Origin of the sequence: Massilia sp. X63 (assembly GCF_041023745.1) — a bacterium.
Taxonomy (GTDB): domain Bacteria; phylum Pseudomonadota; class Gammaproteobacteria; order Burkholderiales; family Burkholderiaceae_D; genus Telluria.
Genome location: NZ_JBFTEF010000017.1, coordinates 81,706 through 93,071, shown reverse-complemented (window position 1 = coordinate 93,071; position 11,366 = coordinate 81,706). Strand labels below are relative to the sequence as shown.

At 65.1% G+C, this 11,366-nt stretch carries 9 protein-coding genes and 1 pseudogene; 6 read left to right on the top strand and 4 right to left on the bottom strand.

Annotated elements, in window-relative coordinates; genetic code table 11:
- The 3 genes and pseudogenes from AB3347_RS23360 to AB3347_RS23350 form a co-directional block, all read left to right on the top strand.
- Positions 1-120 (top strand): annotated as a pseudogene (locus AB3347_RS23360) (IS1595 family transposase); the annotation flags it as partial.
- Between the two features lie 76 nt (positions 121-196).
- On the top strand, positions 197-1,309 hold the full coding sequence (gene dinB, locus AB3347_RS23355) for a DNA polymerase IV (RefSeq protein WP_369094104.1): 1,113 nt from the start codon (positions 197-199) through the stop codon (positions 1,307-1,309).
- A gap of 88 nt (positions 1,310-1,397) precedes the next feature.
- Complete coding sequence (locus AB3347_RS23350; RefSeq protein WP_369094103.1) at positions 1,398-2,294, top strand: recombination-associated protein RdgC; 897 nt, start codon at positions 1,398-1,400, stop codon at positions 2,292-2,294.
- A 145-nt stretch (positions 2,295-2,439) separates the two neighbouring features.
- Here the strand turns inward: AB3347_RS23350 and AB3347_RS23345 are convergent, their stop codons facing one another.
- Both AB3347_RS23345 and AB3347_RS23340 read right to left on the bottom strand, forming a co-directional pair.
- Positions 2,440-4,053, bottom strand: coding sequence for a catalase (locus AB3347_RS23345; RefSeq protein WP_369094102.1), 1,614 nt, complete (start codon positions 4,051-4,053; stop codon positions 2,440-2,442).
- A 181-nt stretch (positions 4,054-4,234) separates the two neighbouring features.
- On the bottom strand, positions 4,235-4,720 hold the full coding sequence (locus AB3347_RS23340) for an asparaginase domain-containing protein (RefSeq protein WP_369094101.1): 486 nt from the start codon (positions 4,718-4,720) through the stop codon (positions 4,235-4,237).
- A 135-nt stretch (positions 4,721-4,855) separates the two neighbouring features.
- On the opposite strand from AB3347_RS23340, the gene AB3347_RS23335 reads away from it, so the two are divergent.
- On the top strand, positions 4,856-5,614 hold the full coding sequence (locus AB3347_RS23335; protein WP_369094100.1) for an L-asparaginase: 759 nt from the start codon (positions 4,856-4,858) through the stop codon (positions 5,612-5,614).
- Between the two features lie 97 nt (positions 5,615-5,711).
- Here the strand turns inward: AB3347_RS23335 and AB3347_RS23330 are convergent, their stop codons facing one another.
- Positions 5,712-6,704: a D-2-hydroxyacid dehydrogenase family protein gene (locus AB3347_RS23330; RefSeq protein ID WP_369094099.1), complete on the bottom strand. Its 993-nt coding sequence runs from the start codon at positions 6,702-6,704 to the stop codon at positions 5,712-5,714.
- A 336-nt stretch (positions 6,705-7,040) separates the two neighbouring features.
- Here AB3347_RS23330 and AB3347_RS23325 point away from each other — a divergent pair, with 336 nt between their 5' ends.
- A complete protein-coding gene (locus AB3347_RS23325; RefSeq protein WP_369094098.1) occupies positions 7,041-8,903 on the top strand; it encodes a phosphoenolpyruvate carboxykinase (GTP) in 1,863 nt (620 codons plus the stop codon).
- Positions 8,904-9,118: 215 nt separating this feature from the next.
- The gene (locus AB3347_RS23320) at positions 9,119-9,943 is read left to right on the top strand and encodes a lipid-binding SYLF domain-containing protein (protein ID WP_369094097.1); all 825 of its coding nucleotides are present in this window, start codon (positions 9,119-9,121) and stop codon (positions 9,941-9,943) included.
- 31 nt (positions 9,944-9,974) lie between these two features.
- Here AB3347_RS23320 and AB3347_RS23315 read toward each other — a convergent pair whose 3' ends face one another.
- Entirely contained in the window at positions 9,975-11,363 is a 1,389-nt protein-coding gene (locus AB3347_RS23315; RefSeq protein ID WP_369094096.1) for a YfcC family protein, read from the bottom strand.
- Positions 11,364-11,366 lie beyond the last annotated feature (3 nt).

Genomic DNA, 11,366 nt, shown 5'->3' with positions numbered 1-11,366 from the left:
GTGGCCTCGCGCTACCTGCCCAATTACCTGGGCTGGCGCTGGGCGCTCGACGGCAACCGGATCACCTCTGCCGAACAATTGCTACGCATTGCAATCGGGGTCATCCATAGTCAACGATGACAGCGCCTTCTTTTTTGACGGTTTGCAAGAAAAAACGGATACTGTATGGAATGACAGTAGTCGGCGCCGCCGTCACGTGAATCCTCCGCTCCGTAAAATCATCCACTGCGATTGCGACTGCTTCTATGCATCGGTCGAGATGCGCGACGATCCGTCGCTGCGCGGGCGTCCGCTCGCGGTCGGCGGCCGTCCCGACCAGCGCGGCGTGATCGCCACCTGCAACTACGAGGCGCGGCGCTACGGTATCCATTCGGCCATGGCCACCGCCCAGGCCATGAAGCTGTGCCCGCAGCTGCTGGTGGTCCCGCCGGCGATGGAAAAATACCGGATTGCCTCGCGCCAGATCATGGACATCTACCGCGACTACACCGAACTGGTGGAGCCGCTCTCGCTCGACGAGGCCTACCTCGACGTCTCGGATTCGCCGCACTGCAAGGGCAGCGCCACCCTGATCGCGCAGGAGATCCGGCGCCGCATCTTCGACACCGTGGGCATCACCGCCTCGGCCGGGGTGGCGCCGAACAAGTTCGTGGCCAAGATCGCCAGCGACTGGAACAAGCCGGACGGCCTGTTCCTGGTGCGCCCGGAAGAGGTCGACGCTTTCGTGGCCGCGCTGCCGGTAAAAAAGCTGTACGGCGTCGGCAAGGTGACGGCCGAGAAGATGAGCCGGCTCGGCCTGCAGACCTGCGCCGACATGCGCCACTGGAGCATCGAACGGCTGACCGAACACTTCGGCAGCTTCGGCTACCGGCTGTACAAACTCTGCCGCGGCATCGACGAGCGCGAAGTCAACACTTCGCGCGAGCGCAAGTCGATCAGCACCGAGGAAACCTATACGCCGGACGTGCCGAACCTGGACGCCTGCCTGCGTCTGCTGCCGGATTTGTACGAGCACCTGCTGGGCCGCATCAAGCGCAACGGTGCCGAAAAATTCATCAACAAGCTCTTCGTAAAAATCAAGTTCTCGGACTTCCAGCAGACCACGGTCGAGTGTGTTGGCTATGCACCACATATCCCGACCTATGCGCGCCTGATGGAAACCGGCTGGGCCCGGCACAGCCGCCCGGTGCGCCTGCTGGGCCTGGGCGTGCGCCTGAGCGACACCGAAACGGTCGAGCAACTGCGCCTGTTCGACGACGCGCTGCCGGCGGCGATCGTCGAGGCTGTTGGCGACTCGTCAACAGAATAATTTTTTCCCGCGACAGCGCGCTGAAATTTCCGCTCAGCAGCGTAGAATGTCGTTCCCTTGAAATACTGAAACAATCGGATAACAGCGTATGTGGTTCAAGAATCTCCAGATTTATCGCCTGCCCGCACCGTGGGCATTTAACCCGGAACAGATGGAAGAAGCACTGCAGTCGCAGGCTTTCACGCCCGCAAGCAGCAACGAGCTGCTGCGCCAGGGCTGGGATTCGCCACGCGGCAACGGCAAGCTGGTGCACGTCGTCAACAAGCAGATGCTGATGATGCTGGGAACCGAGAAAAAGCTGCTGCCGAGCTCGGTCATCAACCAGGTCGCCAAGGCCAAGGCGGCCGAGCTGGAAGAGCAGCAGGGCTTCCCGCCGGGTAAGAAGGCCATGAAGGAACTGAAGGAACGCGTGGCCGACGAATTGCTGCCGCGCGCCTTCTCGATCCGCAGCAATGTCTGGGTCTGGATCGACCCGGTCAACGGCTGGCTCGTGGTCGACGCCGCCAGCCCGTCGAAGGCGGACGACGTCATCAAGCTGCTGCTCAAGGCGGTCGACCGCATGCCGCTGGAATCGCTGCGCGTGCAGCGCTCGCCGGTGGCCGTGATGACCGGCTGGCTGGAGTCGGACGAAGCGCCCTACGGCTTCACCATCGACCAGGACACCGAACTGCGCGCCACCGGCGAAAGCCGCGCGGCCGTGCGCTACGTGAAGCACACCCTGGAACCGGACGACATCCGCCGCCACATCGCCGCCGGCAAGCAGTGCACCCGCCTGGCCATGACCTGGAACGACCGCATCAGCTTCGTGCTGACCGAGTCGCTGGCGATCAAGGGCGTCAAGCCGCTGGACGTGATCAAGGAAGGCGAAGCCGTCACCTACAGCGACGACGAGCGCTTCGACAACGACATCACCCTGATGACGGGCGAGCTGGCCAAGCTGCTGGCCGACGTGGTCGAGGCGCTGGGCGGTGAAGCCAAGGCGTAATTAGATGTCGGCGCCGTTCCGGTAACGCGGATGCCAACTATCACCGCGTGGGCGGGGAACCCGCCCACCCTACGAACAGCCTGTGCCCTGTAGGGTGGGCAGGTCTCCTGCCCACGCGTTCAAATAGTGCGTGAATTGACGCGTACTACTTCGCTCCTGCCATCTCCTCGCTGGTCGACGGCTCATCCCCCTGTTCCGGCTTGCCGCTCGAATAAGTCGGTCCCGACCGGTTCTGGTGCGGCGCCGGCTTGCCCGGCAGCGGCGGCAAGGCCTTGGCCTGCTCCAGGTCGATGCCGGCCACCTCGGCCACCCGGCGGCCGTAATCCTCGTCGCAGTGCCACAGGTGCCACACCATGCGCAGCTGGATCGGCGCCGGGCATTTCTTGAGGTCGCCGCCGACGTTGGCGACCAGGTCGTCGCGCTCCCAGTCCTCGAAAGTGCGGTAGCGCGCGCCGGCCTGGGCATAGTCGTCCGTCGTGCGGCTGGTCTGGTAGCGGCCCAGGTGGCCTTCCACGTACTGGTTGTATTCCTTGTCCGGCTTCGGCGCTTCGGCATAGCCGCCCATCAGGCTCGGCTCGTAGTTGATGTGCTTGTCCTCGCCGCGGCCGTCCACGTAATAGGTCATCTGGCCGTCGCGCTGGTTGGTGCGCGCCGCCGCGCCCTCCTGCGGCTGGTTGATCGGCAGCTGCAGGTAGTTCGGGCCCACGCGGTAGCGCTGGGTGTCCGAGTAGGACAGGGTGCGGCCCTGCAGCATCTTGTCGTCCGAGAAGTCGATGCCGTCCACCAGCACGCCGGTGCCGAAGGCCGCCTGCTCGGTTTCGGCGAACACGTTGTCCGGGTTCTTGTTCAACACGATGCGGCCCAGCGGCAGCAGCGGGAACTGGTCTTCCGGCCAGCGCTTGGTGTCGTCGAGCGGATCGAAATCGAGCTCCGGATGCGCGCCGTCGCTCATGAGCTGCACGCAGAATTCCCATTCCGGAAACTCGCCGCGCTCGATCGCCTCGTACAGGTCGCGCGTGGCGTGGCTGGTGTCCTGGGCCTGGATCTCGGCCGCCAGTGCGCTGGTGAGGTTGCGCACGCCCTGCCTGGGCTGGAAGTGGAACTTCACGAGGTGGGCCACGCCCTGGTCGTTGACCAGTTTATAGGTGTTCACGCCCGAGCCTTCCATCTCGCGGTAGGTCGCCGGGATGCCCCATGGGCTCTTGACCCAGGTGACCATGTGCAGGGCTTCCGGGTGGCTGCAGATGAAATCGTAGAAGCGCCACGGCTCCTGCTGGTTGGTGACCGGGTCGGGCTTGAAGGCGTGGATCATGTCGGGGAACTTGATCGCGTCGCGGATGAAGAAGACCTTCAGGTTGTTGCCCACCAGGTCCCAGTTGCCGTCGACGGTCTTGAACTTGATCGCGAAGCCGCGCGGGTCGCGCGCCGTCTCGGGCGACTCCTTGCCGCCGATCACGGTCGAGAAGCGCACGAAGATCGGCGTCTGCACACCGACTTCGTTGAGCACGCGCGCCCGCGTGTACTTGCCGGCGGGTTCGCCGCCGATGCTGCCGTAGGGCTCGAAGAAGCCGTGGGCGCCGGTGCCGCGCGCGTGCACCACGCGTTCGGGGATGCGCTCGCGGTCGAAGTGGGTGATCTTTTCGATGAATTGGTAATTCTCGAGCGTGGCCGGACCACGCTCTCCTACCGAACGCAGCGACTGGTTGTCGCGGACCGGGTGGCCCTGGCGCGTGGTCAGAAAGGGACGCTGCTCGTTCATTGCTCTCTCCTGGTACGGTGCGGTCAGAGAGAGCAGTATAGGCAGGCGCGCGCAGGGACAGCGCGCGCCTGCCGGAGCGCCTGACAATTCCCCTGACGGCTGCGTTGCATCGCCGCGCCGTACTCGCGTACTGTCGCGGCGAGGCGCCTTGCCCTCAGGTTTTTGTCAGACGCTCCAGAAATTACAGCTGCTGGAACACGCCCGCGGCGCGGTTCTTGGTGACGTTATCCCAAGGGAACACCTGGCCGTTCATGGCGACGTACACGCCGGCCGGCAGGGTCTGCGCGACGCCGCAGGCAAAGCCGAGATTGAACAGCGCGTCGGAATTCGCGATCTCGTAGGGGATCATGGCGCCGGTCAGCACGATGGTCTGGTCGAGCCCGGCGGCGCCCAGCACGGCCGCGGTGTCGCGCATGGTGTCGGTGCCGTGGATGATGACGATGGCTTTCTCGTTTGCCGCCTGGCAGGAAGCCAGCACGCGCTGGCGGTCCGGCTCCTGCATGTCGAGCGAGTCGAGCAGGGGCAGCACCTCCAGCTCGACGGGAATGGTCATGCGCGAACGCGCGATCACGGCCGGCAAATGGCTTTCGGCAAAGCCGAGCACGCCGTTCAGTTCGTTGTAGTGTTTATCGAAAGTGCCGCCGGTGGCGATGATTCGCAAAGTCATGTTGGTTTGTCCACGTGCAGAAAAAAGGTGGCTAATGATAGCCGTAAACGGGTGTGTATCCGTATGTGACTGCGCTAGAATCATCCGGATCGGATGAGTAGACTCCCATTTCCATTCTCTTCTTCACTTGTTCCCATGAAAGCCGTCGCACCGGGCACCGTCATCTTCCACCGCCATCGAGGCTATGGCGTGATCACCCACGTCAACCTGCTGACCGGCTGGATCTCGGCGCGCTTCGGCAGCGAGCAGCGCACGCTCGACCTGAACCTGTCGAGCGACGAGGTGCAGCATGCCGACGGCGAGCCAATTTTGTTCCGCCGCGCACCGCCCGACCGCATGCCGCACGCGCGCCTGATGGCCATGGTGCGCGCGCTGCACCAGGCGGGCTACCAGAAGCTGTACCTGTATTCCTGGCCCAAGCCATCGGGGCTGCACTGGCGCTGGCATCTGTTCACCGGCCCGCGCAACTGGATGCAGCGCACCTGGCGCGAAGGCTGGTACGGGTCGGGCGCGGACTACAACAACAATCCGGTGATGGGTTGGGGCGATTCGCCCGGCGCCAGCACCGACGAACTGATCCATGCGCTGGCGAAGTTCGATCCGCAGGGCCTGGCGCAGGCGCTGGGACGCGACGAAGACCACACGGCCTGGTTCGCGCAGGTGTGCGAGCTGCTGTTGCCGGCTTACATGTACAGCCTGAACATGGACCGGCCCGCAGGCGGCAAGCTGGTCGAGGCGCCGCCGGTGCCGGTGGTGCCGGTGCGCGCCGGGCTGCAGCCCTACGCGGGGCCGCAGATCGGCTGGCCGCCGGGCTGGGCAGGTTTGTGGAGCGGCACGCATGTGATGCCGGTGCGGAAGGTGAATCTGATTACCGGGGAGCCGGAGCTGCGCTGATTGTGCGGCGCGCTGCGCTCGGTTTTGTTCTCACTGCGCTGCGCAATCGGATCCCGGCGCAGGCCGGGATCCCATCGTTCTGCCTACGCCGCAACCGTCACCGCTTGCCCAGGGCCTCCGGATTCAGGATGTTATCCGGCTGCCCCGCTGCAAAGCGCACGACGTTCTCGAACGCCGTCTGGAAATAGATCTCGTAACTGTCCTGCTCCACGTAGCCCAGGTGCGGCGTCGCCAGCACCGTCGGGATCCGCAGCAGCGCCGCATCGGGCCGCAGCGGCTCGTTGTTGAACACGTCAAGCGCGGCGGAGCCCGGCCGTCCGGCCCGCAGCGCCTGTTCCAGCGCGCCTTCTTCCACCAGCTCGGCGCGGCTGGTGTTGACGAACAATGCATCCGGCTTCATGCGGGCGAAATCGTCCGCCTTCACGATGCCGCGCGTGGCGTCGAGCAGGCGCAGGTGCAGCGTGAGCACGTCGGCCTGCGCGAACAGCGCCTCGCGCGAGGCCGCGGCCTCGAAGCCGTCGCCCACTGCCGCCTGCCGGCTGCCTTCGCTGCCCCACACCAGCACGCGCATCCCGAAGGCGCGCGCATAGCTGGCGACGAGGCGCCCGATCTTGCCGTAGCCCCAGATTGCCAGCGAGCGCCCGCGCAGCGAGCGCCCCAGGCCATTGAGTACCGGATTAACCGAAGCTGTCTGCCACAGGCCGTCCTTCAGGTTGTTCGCATACGGCACGATCTTGCGGCTGGCCGCCATGATCAGGGCCCAGGTCAGTTCGGACGGCGCCACCGGCGAGCCGATGCCTTCGGCGATCGCGATGCCGTGTTCGGTGGCCGCCGCGACGTCGATGTGGCCGCTGGCCTTGCCGGTCTGCGAGATCAGCTTCAGGTTCGGCAGTCGCTGCATCAGCGCAGCCGGGAAGGCGGTGCGTTCGCGGATCAGCACCAGGGCCTCGAAGGGCGCCAGCCGCGCGGCCAGTTGCCCCATCCCGCGCGCCGAGTGTGTAAATACCTTGACCTCGTGGCCGTCGAGCAGGCGGAAGCACTGCAGGCCGCGCACCGCATCCTGGTAATCGTCCAAAACAGCTATTTTCATGTGAGTTGCTTCCAGTTAACGTTCCATACGTAGCGAAATAACAGCTTCCAAAACGACCTTGAATAGCCTACTACTTTACTCAGGCATTTCTGCTACTTTTTTGTAGTAGCTGAGCACGAATCGGGGTTTTCAGGGTGTACAATCGGCCAATTATTGAGGGTCTGACAGGCTTTATGCCGACCCCAGCAGCACCGTTTCCGGTCCCGTGCGACCGTCGGCACGACCGCCCGCCTTGCAAACCACGCCGCGCTCCAATGGAGCGGAAAGCCATTCTAAGGCACGGCCAGACGGACGATCCTGCCGTGACAGTATTCTTAATTGGCATTGGAGGTATCTATGAACCAGCCCGTGATGGGCGGCGTCGCCGCACTGAACGTTCCAGCTCACGTCAAACACCAAAAGCTCATCAATTGGGTCGCGGACATCGCCGCCCTGACGAAGCCTGACAGCATCTACTGGTGCGACGGCTCCGAAGAAGAGTACGACCGCCTGTGCGCACAGATGGTCGAGGCCGGTACGATGAAGAAGCTGAACCCGGCGAAGCGTCCGAATTCCTATCTGGCCTGGTCCGACCCGTCGGACGTCGCCCGCGTCGAAGACCGCACCTACATCTGCTCGGAAACCCGCGAGCAGGCCGGCCCTACCAACAACTGGATGGATCCGGCCGAGATGCGCCGCACCCTGAACGGCCTGTTCGACGGCTGCATGGCCGGCCGCACCCTGTACGTGGTGCCGTTCTCGATGGGCCCGCTGGGCTCGCCGATCGCCCACATCGGCGTCGAACTGTCCGACTCGCCTTACGTCGCCGTCAACATGCGCATCATGACGCGCATGGGCAAGGCCGTGTTCGACGTGCTGGGTACCGATGGCGACTTCGTGCCCTGCGTGCACACCGTCGGCATGCCGCTGGCCGCCGGCCAGAAAGACGTGCCGTGGCCATGCAATGCCACCAAGTACATCGTCCACTATCCGGAAACCCGCGAGATCTGGTCGTTCGGCTCGGGCTACGGCGGCAATGCGCTGCTGGGCAAGAAGTGCTTCGCGCTGCGCATCGCCTCGAACATGGGCTACCAGGAAGCGCAACAGGGCGGCACCGGCTGGCTGGCCGAGCACATGCTGATCCTGGGCGTGGAGTCGCCCAAGGGTGACAAGAAATACGTGGCGGCCGCCTTCCCGTCGGCCTGCGGCAAGACCAACTTCGCGATGCTGATCCCGCCGAAGGGCTTCGACGGCTGGAAAGTCACCACCATCGGCGACGACATCGCCTGGATCAAGCCGGGCGCGGACGGCAAGCTGTACGCCATCAACCCGGAAGCCGGCTACTTCGGCGTGGCCCCGGGCACCAACGACAAGACCAACCCGAACTGCATGGCCTCGCTGCGCGAGAACGTCATCTTCACCAACGTGGCGCTGACCGACGACGGCGACGTGTGGTGGGAAGGCATGACCAAGCAGGCCCCGGATCACCTGATCGACTGGCAGGGCAAGGACTGGACCCCGGCATCCGGCACCAAGGCCGCCCACCCGAACGCGCGCTTCACCGTCGCCGCGACCCAGAACCCGGTCATCGACGCGGCCTGGGACGATCCGGCCGGCGTGCCGATCTCGGCCTTCATCTTCGGCGGCCGCCGCTCGACCACCGTGCCGCTGGTGACCGAAGCCAACAACTGGGTGGAAGGCGTGTACATGGCCGCCACCATGGGCTCGGAAACCACCGCCGCCGCCGCCGGCCAGATGGGCGTCGTGCGCCGCGATCCGTTCGCGATGCTGCCTTTCATCGGCTACAACATGAGCGACTACTTCCAGCACTGGCTGGACCTGGGCAAGAAAATCGAGGCCCAGGGCACTGCGCCGAAGATCTTCTGCGTCAACTGGTTCCGTACCGGCGAAGACGGCAGCTTCGTGTGGCCGGGCTACGGCGACAACATGCGCGTGCTGAAGTGGGTGCTGGACCGCGCCGAAGGCACTGCGCCGGCCGGCCAGCAGCACCTGTTCGGCACCTCGCCGAACTACGGCGACCTGAACTGGGAAGGCGTGGAATTCACCGAGCAGCAGTTCATCCAGATCACCTCGATCGACAAGGATGCCTGGAACGACGAGCTGAAGCTGCACAGCGAGCTGTTCGAGAAGCTGGCCTACCGCCTGCCGCAGGAACTGGTGGACACCAAGGCCAAGCTGGAAAAGCAGCTGGGCGCATAAGCCGATCCCGGCTGGTGCAATAACAGGAAGGGACAGGCCGCGGCCTGTCCCTTTTGCATTTCCAGCCGAGCATACATCACAGACTGGTTGGAGCAGCCTCCGATCATGCGTACGAATGATTCCGGTTGGCTTTTTCCTGCATTCAAAGTGGCGCTCTCTGCTTGGCACGAGGTTTATGTTGGAGCTTTCCAACGCCACTGAAGGAGGGACTGAGCATGAACACGAAGCGAATCGTTGCGGCTTCCCTTGCCGCGCTGCTGGCGGGAGCCGCCGGGGCTGCCATGGCCCAGGTCGGATCGGCGAAGGAGGCCGCCACGCAGGGCACCGAGCGCAACCGGAAGGAGATGACGAAGGCAGCCGAGCACGTCGGCAAGGCCGTGCAGGTGGTGCACCGGATGGAAGCGACACCGGAAATGCGCGCCCTGCTGCAGCGTGCGAAAGGCGTGTTCGTCTTGCCGCGCTACGGTGAAGCGGCGCTCGGCGTGGGGGCGCGGGGCGGGGCGGGCGTGCTCCTGGTGCGCAATGGGAATACCTGGAGTAATCCCGCCTTCTACCACATGGGAGGCATCACTGCCGGCCTGCAGGCGGGCGCGCAAGCCGGCGCCGTCGCCTTCGTACTGAACGACCAGAAGGCGCTCAACAGCTTCATGCGGAACAACAAGTTCTCGCTGGGCGCCGAAGCTGACCTGACGCTGGTGGACTGGTCCAGGAAGGGGGCAGGCTCGGCCGGGTGGGGCAATATCACTGCCTGGTCGGATACCGAAGGCCTGTTCGGTGGCGCCGCGATCAATCTTACCGACATCGATTACGACGAGGAACAGACCGCGGCCTACTACAACCGTCAGGTAGCGGCGCGCGATGTCCTGAGCGGCAAGGTCAGCAATCCGCATGCGGACACGCTGCGCCAGGCGCTGGCCAATGTGTCCGGCGGCGGCGCGGCGTCGAGCATGGGCAGTAGCGGTACCGCAGGCGCGACGTCGAGCGGTCAGGCCGGGACCAGGAACGCGGAGCGCGAGCGGGAGCGCGAACGCCATCGCTAGATGAAGCCGGCGCCGTCCCGGTTCCGACGCCTCAGTTCCAGCCCATCAGGCAGGGCGGCACCAGCAGCAGCAAGGCCAGCACCAGGTAGATCAGCTGCAGCGGGATCATCCACTTGGCCCAGGTCAGCCAGGGGATGCGCGCCAGTGCCAGCACGCCCACCGTGATGCCGGAGGTCGGGATCATCGGCGTGGACAGCTCGCCCAGCTGGAAGGCGAGGATGGCGGTCTGGCGCGACACGCCCACCAGGTCGGCGAGCGGCGCCATGATCGGCATGGTGAGCGCGGCCTGGCCGCTGCCCGAGTGGATGAAGAAGTTGATCACCGACTGGATCAGGTACATCTTCTGGGCCGCGAACACCGGGTGGCTGGACTGCACCAGCGGCATCAATTCGTGCAGCATGGTATCGATGATGTGGGCCTCGCGCGCGATCACCATGGTGGCGCGCGCGATCGCGATCACCAGCGCGGTCGGCGCCAGGTCCTTCACCCCCTGCATGAAGGCCGCCACCCAGTCGTCGGCGCCGAGGCGCCCGACCAGGCCGACCACGATCGCCATGGCCAGGAACAGGGCCGCGATCTCGTCGATGAACCACTCGTAGCGCACCACCCCCACCACCATCGTGCCCAGCGTGAGCGCGAACAGCGCCAGCACCGCGGCATGGCGGCCGGTCATGCGTTGGTGTCCGTGGTCCGCCACCGGCACCGCCTCCCGGCGCTTGGTCTGGTCCAGTACATAGGTCGGACTCAGTGCCGGATTGTGCTTGACCCGCGCCGCATACCACATCAGGAACAGCACCGTCACCAGGGTTGCGCTGGCCCACACGACCAGCCGGTAGCCCATCCCCGAGAACACGGGCACGCCCGCGATGCCCTGCGCGATGCCGACGTTGAAGGGATTGAGAAAGGCGGCGCCGAAGCCGACCTGCGAGCCGAGGAAGGGAATCGACACGCCGGTCACGGTGTCGTAGCCCAGCGCCAGCGCCAGCGGCACGAAGATCAGGATGAAGGGAATCACTTCCTCGTTCATGCCGAAGGTGGCGCCGCCCAGCGAGAACAGGGTGACGAACACCGGGATCAGCAAGGCCCGCACCAGGGGCGAGCGCGTATGGGCGTGGGCGATCGAGCGGATGGCGGTGTCGATCGCCTCGGTACGCTGCAGCACCGCGAAGGCGCCGCCGACGAACAGCACGAAGCCGATGATCTGGGCCGATTCGACGAAGCCCCGGATCGGGGCCTTCAGCAGCGCCACCGGACCCTGGGGGTTGCTGGCCACGTAGTGGAAGGAAGCCGGGTCGACCAGCTGGCGGCCGTCGACCAGGCGGGTCTCGTACTTCCCGCCCGGGACGAACCAGGTCGCCAGCGCGATCAGGGCCAGGATGGCAAACAGCAGCACGAAGGTGTTGGGCATTCGAAGACGCATACG